The organism is Stenotrophomonas sp. WED208, from assembly GCF_040984485.1.
GTDB classification, from domain to species: domain Bacteria; phylum Pseudomonadota; class Gammaproteobacteria; order Xanthomonadales; family Xanthomonadaceae; genus Stenotrophomonas; species Stenotrophomonas riyadhensis.
In genome coordinates, this window is the sequence record NZ_JAZARB010000002.1 from 1 (window position 1) to 19,047 (window position 19,047).

Consider the following 19,047-nt stretch of genomic DNA (forward strand, 5'->3'; position numbering starts at 1 on the left):
TTCTGGCAACGTATCGCTTGCTTTAAAACAATTAATAGTTGCTTGATCAAACGTCTGCAAGATGGACAATCATCCTTCCTGCAGGCGCCTTCACAAGATACCTGCGCATACTTTCAAAGATCCTGGGAAGCGGCCTCAGCGCCATTCCCGTGTGCTGCGAAGTTTCCTTCGTAGCGAGCCGCACATTATGCCAGACTTTTTCAGTCCGTCAACACCCTCGTTCGATCATCTCGTTCGGCGGTGGTGGGCGCCCTGTTGTCGCTGAAGCCCCTTGGTGGCGCCCCCTGCGACGGGGGAGGAGAAGTATGTCCCCATTCGCATCATTTGTGAAGGGGGTGTGGCGATTTTTTTCAACGGATGTTGCATCCGTTCATCCATCCCGCTGCGGGAGGACCCCGCGAAGAGCAAGAGCAGTCGAGCAGCGCTCGACTCTACAAAAGGAAGGGCCGGCTGCGCCGGCCCTTCCCTGGTGTCAGGCAGCGACCAGGCGCACGCGGGCGAAGGTGCGCTTGCCGACCTGCAGCAGGCCTTCGAAGCCCGGCTGCAGCACCTGCTGACCATCTTCCACGACTTCGCCGTCCACCTTCACCGCGCGCTCCTTGAGCTTGCGGTTGGCTTCGGAGTTGCTCGGGGTCAGGCCGGCCGCGGTCAGCAGTGCGGCGATACGCAGGCCTTCGGCCGGGATCGCCACGTCCTGCAGCGGCAGCTGGGTGATGTCGCCCTGCCCGGTCACCGCCGCTTCCCAGCCGGCAATGGCCTGCTCGGCCGCCGCGGCGTCGTGGAAACGGGTCGCCAGTTCACGTGCCAGACGCAGCTTCACCACGCGCGGGTTCAGGCCGCCATTGGCCACCTGCTCGCGCAGCTGTACGGCTTCGGCCTGGCTGATGTCGAAGGACAGCAGCTCGATCCAGCGCCACATCAAGGTGTCGTCCACCTTCATGGTCTTGGTGACGATGTCGATGGCCGGCTCGCTGATACCAATGTAGTTGCCCAGCGACTTGGACATCTTGTTGACGCCGTCCAGGCCCTCCAGCAGCGGCATGGTCAGCACCACCTGCGGCTTCTGGCCATGGTGCTCCTGCAGGCCACGGCCCATCAGCAGGTTGAACTTCTGGTCGGTACCACCCAGCTCGACGTCGGCCTCCAGGGCCACCGAGTCGTAACCCTGCACCAGCGGGTACAGGAACTCGTGGATGGCGATGGACTGCTGGGCGGCATAGCGCTTGGCGAAGTCGTCGCGCTCCAGCATGCGCGCCACGGTGTGCTGGCCGGCCAGGCGGATCATGTCGGCCGCGCCCATCTTGCCGAACCACTCCGAGTTGAAGCGGACTTCGGTACGGCTGCGGTCCAGCACCTTGAACACCTGCTCCTCATAGGTACGGGCGTTGGCCAGCACGTCCTCGCGGCTGAGCGGCTTGCGGGTCAGGCTCTTGCCGGACGGGTCACCGATCATGCCGGTGAAGTCGCCGATCAGGAAAATGACCTGGTGGCCGAGGTCCTGGAACTGGCGCATCTTGTTCAGCAGCACCGTATGGCCCAGGTGCAGGTCGGGCGCGGTGGGGTCGAAGCCGGCCTTGATCCGCAGCGGACGGCCTTCCTGCAGGCGCGCACGCAGATCCTCGAGCTTGAGGATCTCGTCGGCACCGCGGCCGATCAGGGCAAGGGCTTCTTCAATCGAGGACACGTGACTACTCCCGGCAACGCCGATTCTTGTGTGGGGTGTTAAAGCAAAGTTAACCCGATTGGCTTCACAAAAGCCAATGGGCACAAGGGTTTGACGCGGTTTTCTCAGGTGTCTATGGTAACCGGCGATCAGGCCCGCGCTCCCGGGCCGCCAGGAAAAAACCGCCGATGCACAATTCCGAACAAGGGCGCGCACGCAAGCAGCGCTTCCAGGAACGCCTCCACGTCCTGCACGACAACGCCCTGCATCGGAAGCTCAGGCAACATCTTCCTGCCGCCTTCAATGAGCGCTGGACCCGCCGCCATTGGATGCACGCCAGCCTGTTCGTGACCATCGGCGCCCTGGTGGCGACCATCGTCCCGGGCTTCTCGCACACCATCGACGCGCCCTTCGCCGACAGCCACACCAGCCTGGCGCTGCCGTTGCCGCCGCTGACCATGGCCCGCCAGCAGCAGGTGCCCGGCGACAGCTGGCAGGTGCTGCGGGTGCAGCGCGGCCAGACCCTGAGCGACCTGTTCGACAAGGCCGGCATTCCGGCCACCACCCTGCACCGGGTGCTGGACCATCCCGGCGCGCGCGAGGCACTGACCAAGCTGCGCCCGGGGGCCGAGATCGCCTTCGACATGCCGCTGTCCGGTGACCTGCGCAGCATCCGCTTCGACCGCGATGCGGACAACCGGGTGGAACTGAGCCTGGCCGGCGATGACATCAAGGAGAAGGTGACCCAGCGCGAGACCTCCACGCGCACCGTGGTCACCAGCGGCGAGATCACCAGCTCGCTGTATGCCGCCGCCCGTCGGGCCGGGCTGTCGCCGTCGGCGATCGCGACGATGACCGACGACATCTTCAAGTACGACATCGACTTCTCGAAGGACCTGCAGCCGGGCGACCGCTTCAGCGTGGTGATGGATGAAACCTGGCGCGAAGGCGAGAAGGTGGACACCAGCAAGATCCTGGCGGCGACCTTCACCACCGGTGGCAAGACCTATTCCGGCTTCCGCTTCGACCGCAACGGCAAGTCCGAGTACTACGACATCAACGGCCGTTCACTGAAGAAGAGCTTCATCCGCATGCCGATCCCGTTCGCGCGGCTGAGCTCGACCTTCGGCGCGCGCAAGCACCCGGTGCTGGGCAAGATGCGCATGCACAAGGGCGTGGACTACGCCGCGCGCACCGGTACCCCGATCATGGCCGCCGGCGACGCCCGCGTGCAGTTCGCCGGCGTGCAGAACGGCTACGGCAATGTGGTGATCCTCGACCACGGCCGCGGCCACACCACCCTGTACGGCCACATGTCGCGCTTTGCGAACATCAGGACCGGCCAGCGCGTGGCCCAGGGCACGGTGATCGGCTATGTCGGCTCCACCGGCCTGGCGACCGGCCCACACCTGCACTACGAATTCCGCGTCAACGGCGAGCACCGCAACCCGCTGACCGTGACCATGCCGCCGCCGGAGCCGCTGAAGGGCGCCGAGCTGGTCGCCTTCCGCGCGCAGACCGCACCGGCGATGGCCCGCATCCAGGGCATGGAGAAGCTGATCTACGCCGACGCCAGCCCGGCACCGACCAGCCGCGACGAAGCCGCCCCCGAGGTGGCCAGCGCCAGGGACAAGCAGACGACCGGCCGCAAGCGCGGCTGAGCCCCTGCGTTGACGAAGAAGGACGCGGCAGCCCAAGCTTGCCGCGTCCTTTTTTTATGCCCGCCATGAACACGACTGCCGACGCTGACGCCCCCCTGTACCTTGGCCTGATGTCGGGCACCAGCGCCGACGGCATCGATGCCGCACTGGTGCAGTTCCCGAGCAGTGGCGGCTGCCGCTTCGTGCACGGCCTGACTGCCCGCTGGGAGCCGGTGCTGCGGGCGCGGCTGGTGGCGCTGGGCGAAGGTGGCCCGCTGGACTCGCTGGAGGAGTTGGGCGAGCTGGACGCGCGGATCGCGATCAACTTCGCCGAGGCCGCCAACCAGCTGCTGGCCGAGGCCGGGGTGGACCGCAGCCAGGTGCGCGCGATCGGCTCGCACGGCCAGACCGTGCGCCATCGTCCGCTGGCCAACCCCGCCTTCACCGTGCAGCTGGGCGACGGCAACCGCATCGCCGAGCTGACCGGGATCACCACGGTGTGTGATTTCCGCCGCCGCGACGTGGCAGCCGGAGGCCATGGTGCGCCGCTGATGCCGGCCTTCCACCTCGGCATGCTGGGCACCGCCGACGAAGACCGCGCGGTGCTGAACCTGGGCGGCATCGCCAACCTGACCCTGATCCCGCGCGAAGGCGCGGTGCGTGGCTTCGATACCGGCCCGGCCAACGCGCTGATGGATGCCTGGTGCCAGCGCCACACCGGCCGCACCTTCGATGCCGATGGCGCGTATGCCGCCAGTGGCGCGGTGGACGAGGGCCTGCTGGCCGGCTGGCGTTCGGAGCCGTGGTTTGACCTGCCGCCTCCGAAGAGCACCGGGCGCGAGCAGTTCCATCTGGCCTGGGCCGAGGCACATATGGGCGAAGGCGAGTACAGCGCCGCCGACGTGCAGGCCACCCTGCTGGAGCTGACCGTGGCGACGGTGGCCGATGCGCTGCTGGCGCAGCAGCCGCAGACCCGGCGCCTGCTGGTCTGTGGCGGCGGGGTGCGCAACCGGCAGCTGATGAAGCGGCTGGCGGCGCGGCTGCCGGAGGTGCAGGTGGAGTCCAGCGCGGTGCATGGGCTGGACCCGGAGTACGTGGAGGCGATGGGCTTTGCGTGGCTGGCGCAGCGGACGATGGACGGGCTGGCCGGCAACCTGCCGAGCGTGACCGGGGCGACGGGCCCGCGGATCCTGGGTGCGATCCACCTGGCGTGAGGTGGTCATCCACGCATGGCGTGGATCTACCGGGAACGGCGGTCGAGCGTGGCTCGACGCTACATGGGCACTAATCGAAGCCCTGCCCTGCGGGCAGGGCCTGCAGGGCGGCGATGGCGTCGGAGAGCGCGTCCACTTCGGGATCACCGAAGCCGGAGCGGACCTCCAGTTCACTGCTGAACAGGCCCTGCTCCAGCAAGGCGGTGCAGGTCTGTTCGTGGGTCCAGCCGCGGGCGACCGCGACGCGTCGGATACGTTCCAGCAGCAGCGGGTCCAGGTCCCGCAGCACAACGTCGGCCATGCTCACTTCCCCGTTCGCAAGGCACCGCCCCCTCGGCGCGTCGGGGGCGATGATCCCGCAGACCGGGCGGGCAGGCAATCAGGCGACCGGCGGCGGCCCGCGGTCGGCGATCCGCGGCCACAGCCACGCCAGCAGCAACAGGGTCGGCACCACGGTGATCGAGCTGAGGATGAAGAACGTGCTATAGGACGTGGCTTCGACGATGTAGCCGGAGACACCGCCGACGAACTTGCCGGGCAGGTTGGCCAGCGACACCAGCAGCGCGTACTGGGTGGCGGTGAAGTTGCGGTCGGTCAGCGACGACATGAAGGCAACCAGCACGGTGCCGGCAAAGCCCTGGAACAGGTTGTCGGCACTGAGTGCGGCATAGAACGCCCACAGCTTGCCCGGGTTGTGCGCCATCAGCAGGAAGGCCAGGTTGGACAGCGCCACGCCCAGTGCGGCCACCAGCAGCATGCGGCGGAAGCCGAACGCGGCCACCGCGATGCCGCCCAGGAACGCACCACCGATCCCCATCCACACGCCGAACAGCTTGGAGACGGTGGCGATGTCGGCCTTGTCGAACCCCGAATCGAGATAGAACGGCCCGGCCATCACACCGATCACCTGGTCGGGGAACTTGAACAGGCCGACAAAGGCCAGCAGCACCAGTGCCAGCGCCACGCCATTGCGGCTGAAGAAGCTGGAAATGGGCTGGATGAAGGCTTCGGCGATATCGATGCGGCGCTGCACGGCGGTGACCGGGCGCTCCGGCTCGGCACACAGCAGGGTGGTGACGATCGGCAGCAGCATCAGTGCCGCCATCGCCAGATAGGCGACGATCCAGCCTTCGAACTGGGCCAGGTACAGTGCGCCAGCGCCCGCCAGGATCAAGCCGATCCGGTAGCCCAGCGTATAGGTCGCAGCCAGCGCAGCCTGGGCGGCCTGCGGCGCGATCTCGATGCGATAGGCATCGACGGCGGAGTCCTGGGTGGCGCCGGCGAACGACGCCACCAGCACCCACATCACCAGCGGCCAGACACCCTGTTCTGGCCGCACGAAGGCCAGTGCCACCAGGCCGACCAGCACCAGCGCCTGCGACACCAGCAGCCACGAACGACGGCGGCCGAGCCCACCCAGCAACGGGAAGGCATAGCGGTCCAGCAATGGTGCCCACAGAAACTTGAGCAGGTAGAAGAAGCTGGCCAGGCTGATCAGGCCGATGCTGCCCAGGTCCAGGCCGACGTCGCGCAGGCGCGTGGACAGGGTCTGCGAAGCGATCAGCAGGAACGGCAGGCCGCTGCCGAAGCCAAGCATGGCCATGGTCAGCGCCGACGGGGTACCGAAGGCACGCTTGATTCCTGCCCAGCCCTTGTAGCTGACCGGCGTGGCCGCCTCGGTCACAGGTCGTAGTCCACGATGAACGGCGCGTGGTCGGAGAAGCGCTCGTCGCGGTAGATCGAGCAGCTGCGCAGGCGGTCGCGCAGGCCCGGGGTGATGAACTGGTAGTCGATGCGCCAACCGACGTTGTTGGCGCGGGCAGCACCGCGGTTGCTCCACCAGGTGTAGTCCTCGCCGGTGGGGTTGAGCAGGCGGTAGGCGTCAGCCCAGCCACGGCCGGCGGCGACATCGGTGGCCTGGCCATGGTCGGCGCACAGGGCGTTGAGCCAGTCGCGCTCTTCCGGCAGGCAGCCGGAGTTCTTCTGGTTGGACTTCCAGTTCTTGATGTCCAGCGCCGAACGCACGATGTTCCAGTCGCCGCACAGCACGTAGTCGCGGCCGCTGCGCGCCCATTCCTCGAGGATCGGCCGCAGCCATTCCATCACTTCGAACTTGAAGCCCTGGCGCAGGTCGCCCGAGCTGCCCGACGGGATATAGAAGGAGACCACGCTGAGGTTGCCGTAGCGCGCCTCGATGTAGCGGCCTTCGTCGTCGAACGGGGCCCAGCCCAGCGAGGTGATCACCTGGTCCGGCTCGCGCTTGCTGTAGATCGCCACGCCGCTGTAGCCCTTCTTGGTGATGGCGTCGCGGTAGAAGCAGTGGTGGCCGTCCGGGCGGAACATCGGGTCGGTCAGCTGGTCTTCCTGGGCCTTGGTCTCCTGGATGCACAGGACGTCGGCGTCCTGGGACCGGAACCAGTCGAGGAAGCCCTTGGTTGCGGCGGAGCGGATGCCATTGGCGTTGAAACTGATGATGCGCATGCGGGGGACCTGCGGCGGGAAACCGAGCAAGCATACCGGTTGCCCGCGGGGCTGCGCAGTCCGCCGCGACGGGCCGCGACGGCCTTCACGAGGGTCCGGACGAGCGCGAAACGCCCAGCTGGATTAGGATTTGTGCTCCAAATGAAGATGAATCGAGTTTTGATGAGCGACCACCGCCACCGTTTCCTGCAGCTGGCCCTGACCGCCGACGCCCTGCGCTTCGGCCAGTTCACCCTCAAGTCCGGCCGGCTGAGCCCCTATTTCTTCAACGCCGGTCGTTTCGACTCCGGTTCGCTGCTGTCGCAGCTCGGCGCCTGCTACGCCGATGCCATCGATGCCACCGGGATCAAGTACGACGTGGTGTTCGGCCCGGCCTACAAGGGCATTCCGCTGGCCACCGCGATGGCCTGCGAACTGGCCCAGCGTGGCCGCGACCTGCCGCTGTCGTTCAACCGCAAGGAAGCCAAGGACCACGGTGAAGGCGGCCAGCTGATCGGCGCCGACATGAACGGCAAGCGCGTGCTGATCGTCGACGACGTGATCACCGCTGGCACCGCGATCCGTGAAGCCCTGGGCATCATCCGCGCCGCCGGTGGCACCCCGGCCGGCATCGTGGTGGCGCTGGACCGCCAGGAGATCGCTTCGGAAACCGATCGCCGTTCGGCGGCACAGTCGGTGGCCGAAGAGGCCGGCATTCCGGTGATCGCCGTGGCGTCGCTGGCCGACCTGCTTGATTTCGCCTCCGGCAACCCGGAACTTGTGGGTTACCGGCAGCCGCTGGAAGCCTACCGGGCCCAGTACGGCGTCCGTTCGATCCGCTGACCGACCCAGGGGAAAGGTCATGTCCCGAGTTCCTGCTGTCCTCTTTGCCGGCCTGCTGCTGGCCGTGCCGTTCACCGTACCGGCGCAGTCGCGCGACAGCGGCAAGACGGAAAAGAAGCTGTACTGCTGGAACGAGGGCAAGGAGCGGATCTGCAGTGATTCGCTGCCGGCCGACGCGGTCAACCATGCCCGCGAGGAGTTCAACGCGAAGAGCGGCCTGCGCAATGCGCAGGTCCAGCGCGCGTTGACCGACGAAGAGCGCGCCGCCGCCAGCACGGAGGCGGCGCAGCAGCAGCTGGACCTGATGGCCGCGCAGACCCGCCAGCGCACCGAGCAGGCGATGCTGACCACCTATGGCAGCGAGGACGACCTGCGCCGGGTGTTCGCCGAGCGCCAGGAAGTGCTGGACAACAACCTGAAGACCGCCGAATACAACGTCACCAGCCTGCGTGAGTCGCTGGTGGCGCTGCTGGCGGCCGCAGGTGACCGCGAACTGGCCGGTGGCAAGGTGGCCGACAAGCAGGCCGAGGCGATCCGCCAGCGGCACGTGCAACTGCAGTCGCAGCAACGCCTGCAGGCCGGGTTCCTGCAGCAGCAGCAGGCGTTGAAGGTGGAAATTGAAAGCACCCTGCAGCGCTATCGCGAGCTGAAGGGGCTGGCGCCGGCGAGCCAGGCTCCGGCGGGCTGACCACGCTCCCGTCGCCGGGCATGGCCCGGCGCTACCCAGGGCCTGGTTACGGATTGGCCCACGGAATTTATGCACTCTTTACGCGTCGGCCCGGTCCGGCGCGTAGTGCGTTTATGGGGGGCAGGACGACGATGACGGCCTGAGGTGGAGGGGTTCCACCAGGACGCTATTGCAATGTCCCCCTGGCTGTCGTTGTTGTGTGGCGTGCTGGTGCTGGTCGCCGCCGCCTATCTTCTTTATGTCGTGCTGCGGCCCGAGTCGTTCTGAGCGGAGCCGGCCATGACTGAGATGCTTGTGATTATTGCCGCCAGCCTGCTGCTGGCGTGGCCGCTGGGCCTGTACCTGGCCCGCGTGATGCGTGGCACGCCGATGAAGGTCGACGTGCTGTTCCACTGGATCGAGAAGCCGCTGTACAGGGTGTTCGGGGTCGATCCGTCGCGCTCGATGTCCTGGCGCGGCTACGTGCTGGCCTTCGTACTGAGCAACGTGGTGGTCGCGGTACTGACCCAGGCGGTGTTCATGACGCAGGCCTGGCTGCCGCTGAATCCGGACCAGATCCCGAACATGCGCTGGGACACCGCGCTGCACACGATGATCTCGTTCCTGACCAACACCAACCAGCAGCACTATTCGGGCCAGGCGCAGCTGTCCTACCTCTCGCAGATGACCGGCATCACCGGCCTGCAGGTGGTCACGCCGATGATGGGCCTGGCGCTGGCGGTGGCGACGCTGCGGGCGTTGTTCTCGCGTGCGCCGCAGGCGGCGGCGACGGGTACCGGCGATGACCGCCAGGTGGCGGTGGGCAACTACTACGTGGACGTGGTGCGCCTGTGCGTGCGCTTCCTGCTGCCGCTGTGCCTGGTGTGGACCCTGCTGCTGACCAGCCAGGGCGTGCCGTCGACGATGACCGGTGGGCCGCAGGCCACGCCGATCGACGCCAGCGCCGGCTTGGCCGAACAGAAGCTGCCGCTGGGCCCGGTCGCGGCGATGGTCGCAGCCAAGCAGCTGGGCGCCAACGGTGGCGGCTGGTACGGCCCGAACAGCAGCTTCCCGCTGGAGAACCCGACCCCGCTGTCGAACGCGCTGGAAATCGTCGGCATCCTGCTGGTGCCGATGGCGGTGATCTTCATGATCGGTGCGTTCACCGGCCGACGTCGCTTCGGCGCCCTGGTGTTCAGCTGCATGCTGGGCATGTCGCTGCTTTCCACCGGCGCGATGATGTGGAGCGAAGGGCATAGCGCCAGCGCCGCCACCCCGCTGCTTATGGAAGGCAAGGAAGTGCGCTTCGGCGCCGACGGCACGGCGCTGTGGGCGGCGGTGACCACCCAGGTCTCCAACGGCTCGGTCAACGGCATGCACGATTCGCTGGCGCCGCTGAGCGGTGGCATCGCGATGGTCAACATGCTGGTCAGCGCGATCTGGGGCGGCATCGGTTGTGGCCTGCAGCAGTTCATCGTCTATCTGCTGTTGGGTGTGTTCCTGGCCGGGTTGATGACCGGGCGCACGCCGGAACTGTTCGGCCGCAAGCTGGAGACGCCACAGGTGCGCCTGCTGGCCCTGCTGGTGCTGCTGCAGCCGATCACCCTGCTGGTGTTCACCGCGATCACCCTGGCCGTGCCCGGCCTGGCAGGGACCTCCAACCCCGGCTTCCATGGCATCAGCCAGGTCTTCTACGAGTACGTCTCGGCCTACGCCAACAACGGCTCGGGCTTCGAAGGGCTGGGCGACGCCACGCTGTGGTGGAACCTGAGCTGCTCGCTGGTACTGCTGCTGGGCCGCTTCCCGCTGCTGATCATTCCGCTGGTGGTGGCCGCACAGCTGGCTGCCAAGCGCCAGGCCCCGGAGTCTGCCGGCAGCCTGCAGATCGAAACCCCGACCTTCGCCCTGACCCTGGTCTCGGTGATCGTCATCCTGACCGTGCTGCAGTTCATGCCGGCGCTGGTACTCGGCCCGATCGCCGACCACCTGAGCCTGGGACTGCACTAAGGACACCCTGATGAGTACCCAAGCAAGTTCAACCCGTAGTACCCATGCAGCGCGCCCTGCGCTGCTGGATGGCGCCGGCCTGCGCCGTGCGCTGGTCGACGCAGTGCGCAAGCTGTCGCCGATGCATCTGGTGCGCAGCCCGGTGATGGCGGTGGTGATGGCCGGCACGATCGTGGCCGCGATCGTCACCCTGACCGGCAATGCGCCACTGGGCTTCGGCCTGGCAGTGACCGTGATCCTGCTGGTGACCGTGCTGTTCGGCAACTTCGCCGAAGCGGTGGCCGAAGCGCGTGGCCGTGGCCAGGCCGCCTCGCTGCGGCGTGCCCGCCAGGACCTGGTGGCACGCCGGCTGGCGGCGCCGCAGCCAGGCGCGGCCGAAGCCCAGGTACCGGCCGCCGAACTGCGCCCGGGCGACCATGTGATCGTCAGTGCCGGTGAGCTGGTGCCGGCCGATGGCGAGATCGTGCAAGGCCTGGCCACCATCAACGAAGCGGCGGTGACCGGCGAATCGGCACCGGTACTGCGCGAGGCCGGTACCGACCGTTCCGGTGTGATCGGTGGCACCAAGGTGCTGTCCGACCAGATCATCGTGCGGGTGACCGCCGAGCCGGGCCACAGCTTCCTGGACCGGATGATCGCGCTGGTGGAAGGTGCCAACCGCCAGAAGACCCCCAACGAGATCGCGCTGACCCTGCTGCTGGCGGCGATGACGCTGACCTTCCTGGTGGTGGTGGCCACGTTGCCGGCCATTGGTGCCGCGGTCGGCGTCAAGGTCGATCCGCTGCTGCTGATCGCGCTGCTGGTGTGCCTGATCCCGACCACCATCGGCGGCCTGCTGCCGGCCATCGGCATCGCCGGCATGAACCGTGCGCTGGCCGCCAACGTGCTGGCCAAGTCGGGCAAGGCGGTGGAAGTGGCCGGCGACGTCGACGTGCTGCTGCTGGACAAGACCGGCACCATCACCTACGGCGACCGCCAGGCCAGCCACTTCCATCCGCTGGCCGGCATCGATGCCAGCCAGCTGCGCGAGGCGGCACTGCTGTCCTCGCTGGCCGACCCGACCCCGGAAGGCAAGTCGATCGTGCGCCTGGCGCGCGAACAGGGCTGCGCCACCGCCGAACCGGACCACGCCGACTACCTGGCGTTCAGTGCGCAGACCCGCATGTCCGGCGTGGATCTGGAACATGGGCGGCAGATCCGCAAGGGCGCCGCCGATGCGATCCGCACCCACGTGCAGGCGCTGGGCGGCAACGTGCCGGCGGAACTGGCCGGTCGCGTCGAGCAGGTCGCACGCAATGGTGCCACCCCGCTGGTGGTGGCCGAGGGCCGCCACGTGCTGGGCGTGATCGAACTGTCGGACGTGGTCAAGCACGGCATGCGCGAGAAGTTCGCGCAGCTGCGGGCGATGGGTATCCGCACGGTGATGATCACCGGCGACAACCCGCTGACCGCCGCCGCGATCGCTGCCGAAGCCGGCGTCGACGACTACATCGCCGAGGCTCGCCCGGAGGACAAGCTGGCACGCATCCGCCAGGAGCAGGCCGGCGGCCGCCTGGTGGCGATGGTCGGTGACGGGACCAACGACGCCCCCGCACTGGCCCAGGCCGACATCGGCCTGGCGATGAACTCCGGTACGCAGGCGGCGAAGGAGGCCGGCAACATGGTCGACCTCGATTCGGACCCGGCCAAGCTGCTGGCGGTGGTGGAAGTAGGCAAGCAGCAGCTGATCACCCGCGGCGCGCTGACCACCTTCTCGCTGGCCAACGACGTCTCCAAGTACTTCGCGATCCTGCCGGCGCTGTTCGCCGCGGCCGTTCCGACCATGGCCGCACTGAACGTGATGCAGCTGTCGAGCCCGCGCAATGCGGTGCTGGCAGCGCTGATCTTCAACGCCCTGGTGATTCCCGCCCTGATCCCGCTCGCCCTGCGTGGCGTGCGCTTCCGCCCGGCCACTGCAACCGCGCTGCTGCGCCGGAACATGCTGGTGTACGGCCTCGGCGGCGTGCTGCTGCCGTTCGCAGCGATCAAGGCAATCGACCTCCTTCTTGTCCTGGTATTCGGCGCATGAACCGTTCCGCTTCCACCTCCACCTCCCTTTCGCGCGAAGCAAAAGCCGAGGCCCGCGTGGCCAGCCTGCAGGATGGCGCCAGCTGGCGCCCGGCGATCGGCCTGGGCCTGGCCACCCTGCTGCTGGCCGGCGCGGTCTATGCCGGCATCGCCACCGGCTTTGCCGGCCTGGCCTACCCGACCCAGGCCGAGGGCAGCCTGCTGCGCGATGGCAGCGGCCAGGTGCGCGGCTCGGCATGGTTGTCGCAGCCGTTCACCGGTGACGGCTACTTCCAGGCACGTCCGTCGGCAGCCAACTACGACCCGATGGCCGCGGCCGGTTCCAACATGGCGCGCAGCAATCCGGCCCTGGCCGAGCGTGTTGCAGCCAGCACCGCTGCGGTGGCCGCGCGCGAAGGCGTCACCCCGGCGCAGGTACCGGCAGACCTGGTCACGCAGTCCGCGGGTGGCCTGGATCCGCAGCTGTCGCCGGCCGCGGCGCAGCTGCAGGTGGCACGCGTGGCGCGCGCCCGTGGCCTGCCGGTGGAACGCGTGCAGGCACTGGTGCAGGCGCATACCGAAGGTCGCCAGTGGGGCCTGTTCGGCCAGCCGCGGGTGAACGTGGTGACGCTGAACTTCGCGCTGGACCATGCGGCCAAGGCACCGTGATGCCGGCCTGCACCGGCTGCGCGCACAATGGCACCCATGACTGATGCGCGTACCCGCCAGGCCGATGCCCTGGTCGAAGGCCTGCAACGCGAAGCCGGCGGCAAGCTGACCGTGTTCCTCGGCGCGGCGCCGGGCGTGGGCAAGACCTACACCATGCTGACCCGCGCACAGGAACAGCTGCGCCGCGGTGTCGACCTGGTGGTGGGCCTGGTGGAAACCCACGGCCGCGCCGATACCCAGGCGCTGCTGGAGGGCCTGCCGCAGTTGCCGCTGAAGGCAGTGGCCTACCACGGCCATACCCTGCAGGAGATGGACCTGGATGCCGTGCTGGCACGGCATCCGGCGCTGGTGCTGGTGGACGAACTGGCCCATCGCAATGCGCCGGGCAGCCGCCATGAGCGGCGCTGGCAGGACGTGATGGAGCTGCTGGACGCCGGCATCGACGTCTGGACCACGGTCAACATCCAGCACCTGGAAAGCCTCAACGACGTGGTGATGCGGATCACCGGCGTACGCGTGAGCGAGACCGTGCCGGACGGCGTGCTCGACCGCCTGCATGACATCGTGCTGGTCGACCTGCCGCCACGCGAACTGATCGCGCGCCTGCAGCAGGGCAAGGTCTATGTGCCCGAACAGGCTGCGCAGGCGCTGCAGGCGTTCTTCTCGCCGGCCAACCTGACCGCGCTGCGTGAACTGGCGATGCAGGAAGCCGCCGACCGCGTCGACAGCAGTCTGCGTGAAGCACGCGCCGCACGCGGCGAGAGCAACCTGCCGCTGCGTCGCGGCGTGCTGGTGGCCATTGATGGCGGCGGTCAGAGCGAATACCTGGTGCGGGTGGCGCGTCGCATCGCCGAACGCCGCGATGCGCCGTGGACGGTGGTGACCGTGCAGGGCCGACGCCAGGACGAGGCGACCCGGCGCGAAATCGATGCGGCCTTCGCACTGGCACGGCGCCTGGGCGGCGACGCCGAACTGCTGCACGGATCGAGCATCGCCGATGCCCTGCTCGACCATGCCGCGCACAACGGCGTGTCGACCCTGGTGCTCGGCCGGACCCGAGAACGTCCGCTGGCGCGGATGTTCAACCGCACCCTGACCCAGCAGCTGATCCAGCGCGGCGCGCACTACGAGATCACCATCATCAGCACGCCGCAGGCACGCGCACGCTCGCGCCGCGAGGGGCTGATGGCACCGGTGCGTGGTTTCAGCCATGAACCCGTGCAGGCCCTGATCGCCACGGCGTTGGCGTGCGTGGTTGCCTGGCTGGCCGAACGCTGGGTGGGCATGGCCGACCTGTCGATGGTGTTCATCGTGGCGGTGGTGCTGGTGGCTGCACGCACCCGTGCCAGCGTGGCGGTGATGGCGGCGATCCTGTGTTTCCTCGCCTACAACTTCCTGTTCATCGCACCGCGCTTTACCTTCGCCATCGGCGCACGCCAGGGCGTGATCACCGTCTTCCTGTTCCTGGCCGCCGCACTGGTGGCCGGACGCCTGGCCTCGCGCCTGCGCATGCAGGTGATCGCGCTGCGTGCGGCCAATCGCCATGCACGTGCGCGCCAGCAGCTGGGCCGGCAGCTGGCCAGTGCCGCCGGCAACGGCGAGGTGGCACAGGCGGGTCGACATGCGCTGGAACAGGCGATGGACGTGCCGGCGTGGCTGCGGATCGGCGCCGACACCGCAACCGGTGGCCGCAGCCAGCCCGGCGACACCGACCTGGCCGCCGCCGATTGGGCGCTGCGCCATGGCCAGCCCAGTGGACGCTTCACCGATACCCTGGCCGGTGCGCAGTGGTGGTTCCTGCCGCTATTGGATGGCGAGGACCGCGCGATCGGCGTGGCCGGCCTGTACCTGCCCGGCGCACAGGCGCGCCTGCTGCCCGAACAACGGCAGCTGGCCGAAGCAATGGTCGACGACATCGCGCAGGCCGCGCTGCGCACGCGGCTGGTGGCCGAACTGGAGCAGGCGCACGTCAGCAACGAGACCGAGCGACTGCGCTCGGCGCTGCTCTCTTCGGTGTCGCACGACCTGCGCTCGCCACTGGCGGCGATGATCGGCTCGGCCGACAGCCTGGCCAGCTACGGTGCGGCAATGGATACGGCCGATCGCCGCGCCCTGCTCGACACCATCCTGGTCGAGGGCGAGCGGCTGGACCGCTACATCCAGAATCTGCTGGACATGACCCGCCTCGGCCACGAGGGATTGAAGATCAACCGCGACTGGATCGGCGTGGACGAACTGATCGGCTCGGCCGCACGGCGCCTGCAGCGCTACCAGCCCAGGGTGCGGCTGGAGCTGGACATTCCGGCCACGCTGGCGCCGATCTGGGTACACCCGGCGCTGGTCGAACAGGCGGTGTTCAACGTGATGGAAAACGCGGCCAAGTTCTCACCGCCCGATGCCGCCGTGCAGGTCCAGGCGCGCGAGCTGGACGGCCAGCTGCGCATCGACGTGATCGATGCCGGCCCCGGCATTCCCGACGACGAGCGTGCGCGCATCTTCGACATGTTCTACAGCGTGGAGCGCGGTGACCGTGGCCGCCACGGCACCGGCCTGGGCCTGACCATCTGCCAGGGCATGATCGGCGCGCACGGCGGCAGCGTGCAGGCGCTGCCCGGGCGCGACGGTCGCGGTACCCTGATCCGCATCACCCTGCCCCTGCTCAAGCCAGCCTCCCACGATGAGCCCGACCCCGATTGATGCCAGCGTGCCGGCCGCGCGCGTGCTGGTGATCGATGATGAAACCCAGATCCGCCGGTTCCTGGACATCAGCCTGCGCGCGCAGGGCTACCAGGTACGGCAGGCCGCCACCGGTCAGGAAGGCCTGCAACTGGCCGCCAGCGAGGACATGGATCTGGTGATCCTGGATATCGGCCTGCCGGACATGGAAGGCCACGAGGTGCTGGAACAGCTGCGGCAGTGGAGCCAGGTGCCGGTGATCATGCTGACCGTGCGCGCCGGCGAAGCCGAGAAGGTACGGGCGCTGGACACCGGCGCCAACGACTACGTGACCAAGCCGTTCGGCACGCAGGAGCTGATGGCGCGGGTGCGGGCGCTGCTGCGCACGCGCAGCGTGCCCAGCGACGGCACGCCGCCGGTGTTCGACGACGGCCACCTGCATGTGGACCTGGTGCGCCGTGAAGTGGCGCTCGACGGCGAGCCCGTCGCATTGACCCGCAAGGAGTACGCGCTGTTGTCGCTGCTGCTGCGCAACGCCGGGCGGGTGGTGACCCAGCCGCAGATCCTGCAGGAGATCTGGGGACCGACCCACCAGCACGACACCCACTACCTGCGCATCCTGGTCGGCAAGCTGCGGCACAAGCTGGGCGATTCAGCGCTGGATTCGCGCTACCTGTTCACCGAACCGGGCGTGGGTTTGCGGTTCAAGGGGTAGTGCCGGCCGCTGGCCGGCAACCTCCTGAACCCCAGAACCATCCTGTGGTTGCCGGCCAGCGGCCGGCACTACCCGATCGATCCAATCCCGATCAATCAGAACCCCAGCGGGGTGTCGCCCAGCACCGGCTGCAGCTGGCTGCGGAACAGCGCCTGGATACGTTCCAGCGCCGCCTCGTCATTGCCCTCGAAACGCAGCACCAGCACCGGCGTGGTATTGGAAGCGCGCACCAGGCCCCAGCCATCGGGGAAGTCCACGCGCAGGCCGTCGATGGTCGACAGGCGACCGCCCACATACGGGTTGTCCGGCGACTGCGCCGCCGCCACCAGCATCGCCACCAGCGCATGCGGCGTGCCTTCGGCCACCGGCACCTTCAGTTCCGGCGTGGCCACCATCTCCGGCAGCTCGGCCAACACCTCATCCGGCGTTTCCTCGCGCTGGGCCAGGATCTCCAGCAGGCGCGCAGCGGCATACAGGCCGTCGTCGAAACCGAACCAGCGTTCCTTGAAGAAGAAGTGGCCGCTCATCTCGCCGGCCAACTCAGCATCGGTCTCGCGCATCTTCGCCTTCATCAGCGAATGCCCGGTCTTCCACATCAGCGGACTGCCGCCATTGCGCAGCACGTGGTCGGACAACTTGCCTGTGCACTTCACGTCGTAGATCACCATCGCGCCGGGGTTGCGCATCAGCACGTCGGCGGCGAACAGCATCAGCAGGCGGTCGGCATAGATGATCTTTCCTTCGCCGGTGACCACGCCCAGGCGGTCACCGTCGCCATCGAAGGCGACGCCGAGATCGGCACCGAAGCGCTTCACCGTCTGCACCAGGTCTTCCAGGTTTGCCGGCTCGCTGGGGTCGGGATGATGGTTGGGGAAGCTGCCGTCGACATCGCAGTACAGCGGGATGACTTCCGCACCGATCGCTTCCAGCAGCTGCGGCGCGAGCGCGCCGGCCACGCCGTTGCCGGCATCGGCCACGACCTTCAACGGGCGATCCAGCTGCACGTCGTCGGCAATGCGTTGGATGTAGTCGGCGCTGACATCGCGCTGCTGGTAATCGCCCGGTTCGGCGGCCTGCACCAACCGGCCTTCAATGATGCGCTGGTAGAGATCGGTGATGGCATCGCCGGACAGCGTCTCGCCGCCGATGACCACCTTGAAACCGTTGTACTCGGGCGGGTTGTGGCTGCCAGTGACTGCCACGCAGGTGCCGGTACGCAGGTGGAAGGCGGCGTAGTACACCAGCGGCGTCGGTGCCAGGCCGATGTCGATCACCGCACAACCGGCCCGACGCAGGCCCTCGGCCAGGCCTGCGGCCAGCTCCGGCCCGGACAGGCGGCCATCACGGCCGACCACCACCTCGCGCAGGCCCTGTTCCAGGGCCACGGTGCCGATGGCCTGACCGATCAATGCAGCGGTCTTCGGCGTCAGTTCGCTGCCGACCACGCCGCGGATGTCGTAAGCGCGGAAAATGCCGGCGGCCAGTTCCTCGGCCGGCACCGGCGGCGGCGGCGGTGGCGTGCTTTCCTCGCTGGCGGCGGCCAGCGGGGGCGGCGCCAACTGCAGGCTCTCGCTCAGGGTCGGGCCATGGTCGGCCTCCGCTGCAGCGGCACGGCGCGGCAGTGGCAGGGTCTTCGGCAGTCGGCCACGACCGACCACCAGCAGCACGGCGATGAACGCCAGCAGCAGCGCGACGATGGCGCTGGCCAGCGCGCCCAGGCCCAGCGGGCCGGCTTCAACATTGGGCACCGCGGCGACCAGCCGCAGCGGTGTACCGGCGACCGGCCGTGCCAGTGCCTCGGCGCTTTCCGCCAGGCCGGAATCGCCTTGGGCGACGAGGTCGTGCGCGCCCTGGCGCAATCCGAGGAAACCCGTGGACGGCGCGCTGACCTGATCCAGCGGTGAGGTCAGCCGCAGCAACGGCTGGCGCACATACAGCACCGCCGGGCCGAGGCTGCCCAGTTGAACCGGCGCTGCCAGGCCCAAGCGATTGCCACCGCCATCGCGGACCACGCGCAGGCTGGGCTTGCCTTCGGCCAATGCCGCTTCCAGCAGCGCCAATCGGGCATAGCCAAAAGCGGCCGGGTCGGCGTAGGCGTTGGCCAGATCGGCAGTCAGCACGTCAGCCTGCTCCACGCCGGTCCAGCTCTCGCGCACGGCCAGCGCCGCTGCCGCGGCATCACCGGCCTGCAACGCCTGCTGCACGCGTTCGTTCTTCAGCTGCTGCTGCAGCTGCTTCAGCTGGCCGGCGGCCGCGTCCTGCAGGCCCTGCACGGCCTGGTCACGTGCTTCTTCCAGCGCCTGGCCGTTGGCCTCCTGGCGCCATTGCTGCACCGCGCTCCATCCGAACCAGCCGGCCAGCAGGATCAGCAGCACTCCCAGTAGTGGTGCACTGCGACCCAACGACCGTCCCCGCTGTCCTTCCCCGATGCCGCTCATCGATGTCCC

At 68.2% G+C, this 19,047-nt stretch carries 15 protein-coding genes; 10 read left to right on the plus strand and 5 right to left on the minus strand.

Annotated elements, in window-relative coordinates; translation table 11 throughout:
* Positions 1-472 precede the first annotated feature (472 nt).
* Positions 473-1,684, minus strand: coding sequence for a tyrosine--tRNA ligase (gene tyrS, locus VPH47_RS19570; RefSeq protein WP_049431058.1), 1,212 nt, complete (start codon positions 1,682-1,684; stop codon positions 473-475).
* 167 nt (positions 1,685-1,851) lie between these two features.
* Between tyrS and VPH47_RS19575 the strand changes: the two genes are divergently transcribed.
* Positions 1,852-3,324, plus strand: coding sequence for a peptidoglycan DD-metalloendopeptidase family protein (locus tag VPH47_RS19575; RefSeq protein ID WP_368851611.1), 1,473 nt, complete (start codon positions 1,852-1,854; stop codon positions 3,322-3,324).
* Between the two features lie 65 nt (positions 3,325-3,389).
* The gene (locus tag VPH47_RS19580; protein ID WP_368851612.1) at positions 3,390-4,517 is read left to right on the plus strand and encodes an anhydro-N-acetylmuramic acid kinase; all 1,128 of its coding nucleotides are present in this window, start codon (positions 3,390-3,392) and stop codon (positions 4,515-4,517) included.
* A 70-nt stretch (positions 4,518-4,587) separates the two neighbouring features.
* Here the strand turns inward: VPH47_RS19580 and VPH47_RS19585 are convergent, their stop codons facing one another.
* The 3 genes from VPH47_RS19585 to VPH47_RS19595 all read right to left on the minus strand — a co-directional run bounded on the left by VPH47_RS19585 (position 4,588) and on the right by VPH47_RS19595 (position 6,998).
* Positions 4,588-4,818: a hypothetical protein gene (locus VPH47_RS19585; RefSeq protein WP_088023589.1), complete on the minus strand. Its 231-nt coding sequence runs from the start codon at positions 4,816-4,818 to the stop codon at positions 4,588-4,590.
* A gap of 78 nt (positions 4,819-4,896) precedes the next feature.
* Entirely contained in the window at positions 4,897-6,201 is a 1,305-nt protein-coding gene (locus VPH47_RS19590; RefSeq protein WP_180855591.1) for an MFS transporter, read from the minus strand.
* Positions 6,198-6,998 carry an exodeoxyribonuclease III gene (locus VPH47_RS19595; protein WP_032128444.1) on the minus strand — a complete coding sequence of 267 codons (801 nt, stop codon included), beginning with the start codon at positions 6,996-6,998 and terminating at the stop codon, positions 6,198-6,200. Before VPH47_RS19595 ends, VPH47_RS19590 begins: the two co-directional genes overlap by 4 nt.
* A gap of 162 nt (positions 6,999-7,160) precedes the next feature.
* Between VPH47_RS19595 and pyrE the strand changes: the two genes are divergently transcribed.
* The 8 genes from pyrE (at position 7,161) to VPH47_RS19635 (ending at position 16,600) form a co-directional block, all read left to right on the plus strand.
* Positions 7,161-7,820 carry an orotate phosphoribosyltransferase gene (gene pyrE, locus VPH47_RS19600; RefSeq protein WP_010486876.1) on the plus strand — a complete coding sequence of 220 codons (660 nt, stop codon included), beginning with the start codon at positions 7,161-7,163 and terminating at the stop codon, positions 7,818-7,820.
* Between the two features lie 19 nt (positions 7,821-7,839).
* Positions 7,840-8,508, plus strand: a complete 669-nt coding sequence (locus VPH47_RS19605) for a hypothetical protein (protein ID WP_368851613.1) — start codon at positions 7,840-7,842, stop codon at positions 8,506-8,508.
* 174 nt (positions 8,509-8,682) lie between these two features.
* Complete coding sequence (locus tag VPH47_RS19610) at positions 8,683-8,775, plus strand: potassium-transporting ATPase subunit F (protein ID WP_005407770.1); 93 nt, start codon at positions 8,683-8,685, stop codon at positions 8,773-8,775.
* A gap of 12 nt (positions 8,776-8,787) precedes the next feature.
* Positions 8,788-10,494 carry a potassium-transporting ATPase subunit KdpA gene (gene kdpA / locus VPH47_RS19615; RefSeq protein ID WP_153856768.1) on the plus strand — a complete coding sequence of 569 codons (1,707 nt, stop codon included), beginning with the start codon at positions 8,788-8,790 and terminating at the stop codon, positions 10,492-10,494.
* 10 nt (positions 10,495-10,504) lie between these two features.
* Complete coding sequence (kdpB, locus tag VPH47_RS19620; protein WP_368851614.1) at positions 10,505-12,562, plus strand: potassium-transporting ATPase subunit KdpB; 2,058 nt, start codon at positions 10,505-10,507, stop codon at positions 12,560-12,562.
* Complete coding sequence (gene kdpC, locus VPH47_RS19625) at positions 12,559-13,209, plus strand: potassium-transporting ATPase subunit KdpC (protein ID WP_368851615.1); 651 nt, start codon at positions 12,559-12,561, stop codon at positions 13,207-13,209. The genes kdpB and kdpC overlap by 4 nt, the downstream gene beginning before the upstream one ends.
* 36 nt (positions 13,210-13,245) lie before the next feature.
* Entirely contained in the window at positions 13,246-15,906 is a 2,661-nt protein-coding gene (locus VPH47_RS19630; protein WP_368851616.1) for an ATP-binding protein, read from the plus strand.
* Positions 15,887-16,600, plus strand: a complete 714-nt coding sequence (locus tag VPH47_RS19635) for a response regulator transcription factor (RefSeq protein WP_004153862.1) — start codon at positions 15,887-15,889, stop codon at positions 16,598-16,600. Before VPH47_RS19630 ends, VPH47_RS19635 begins: the two co-directional genes overlap by 20 nt.
* Before the next feature lie 95 nt (positions 16,601-16,695).
* Here VPH47_RS19635 and VPH47_RS19640 read toward each other — a convergent pair whose 3' ends face one another.
* Positions 16,696-19,038: a phosphomannomutase/phosphoglucomutase gene (locus tag VPH47_RS19640; RefSeq protein ID WP_368851617.1), complete on the minus strand. Its 2,343-nt coding sequence runs from the start codon at positions 19,036-19,038 to the stop codon at positions 16,696-16,698.
* Between the last annotated feature and the right edge of the window lie 9 nt (positions 19,039-19,047).

What these genes read in the sequence shown, in the direction of transcription:
- VPH47_RS19580 (WP_368851612.1), top strand. Translation starts at nt 3,390, where the DNA reads ATGAACACGACTGCCGACGCTGACGCCCCCCTGTACCTTGGCCTGATG.
- VPH47_RS19605 (WP_368851613.1), top strand. Translation starts at nt 7,840, where the DNA reads ATGTCCCGAGTTCCTGCTGTCCTCTTTGCCGGCCTGCTGCTGGCCGTG.
- kdpC (WP_368851615.1), top strand. Translation starts at nt 12,559, where the DNA reads ATGAACCGTTCCGCTTCCACCTCCACCTCCCTTTCGCGCGAAGCAAAA.
- VPH47_RS19635 (WP_004153862.1), top strand. Translation starts at nt 15,887, where the DNA reads ATGAGCCCGACCCCGATTGATGCCAGCGTGCCGGCCGCGCGCGTGCTG.
- VPH47_RS19610 (WP_005407770.1), top strand. Translation starts at nt 8,683, where the DNA reads ATGTCCCCCTGGCTGTCGTTGTTGTGTGGCGTGCTGGTGCTGGTCGCC.
- VPH47_RS19575 (WP_368851611.1), top strand. Translation starts at nt 1,852, where the DNA reads ATGCACAATTCCGAACAAGGGCGCGCACGCAAGCAGCGCTTCCAGGAA.
- kdpA (WP_153856768.1), top strand. Translation starts at nt 8,788, where the DNA reads ATGACTGAGATGCTTGTGATTATTGCCGCCAGCCTGCTGCTGGCGTGG.
- VPH47_RS19640 (WP_368851617.1), bottom strand. Translation starts at nt 19,038, where the DNA reads ATGAGCGGCATCGGGGAAGGACAGCGGGGACGGTCGTTGGGTCGCAGT.
- pyrE (WP_010486876.1), top strand. Translation starts at nt 7,161, where the DNA reads ATGAGCGACCACCGCCACCGTTTCCTGCAGCTGGCCCTGACCGCCGAC.
- VPH47_RS19585 (WP_088023589.1), bottom strand. Translation starts at nt 4,818, where the DNA reads ATGGCCGACGTTGTGCTGCGGGACCTGGACCCGCTGCTGCTGGAACGT.
- VPH47_RS19630 (WP_368851616.1), top strand. Translation starts at nt 13,246, where the DNA reads ATGACTGATGCGCGTACCCGCCAGGCCGATGCCCTGGTCGAAGGCCTG.
- kdpB (WP_368851614.1), top strand. Translation starts at nt 10,505, where the DNA reads ATGAGTACCCAAGCAAGTTCAACCCGTAGTACCCATGCAGCGCGCCCT.
- VPH47_RS19595 (WP_032128444.1), bottom strand. Translation starts at nt 6,998, where the DNA reads ATGCGCATCATCAGTTTCAACGCCAATGGCATCCGCTCCGCCGCAACC.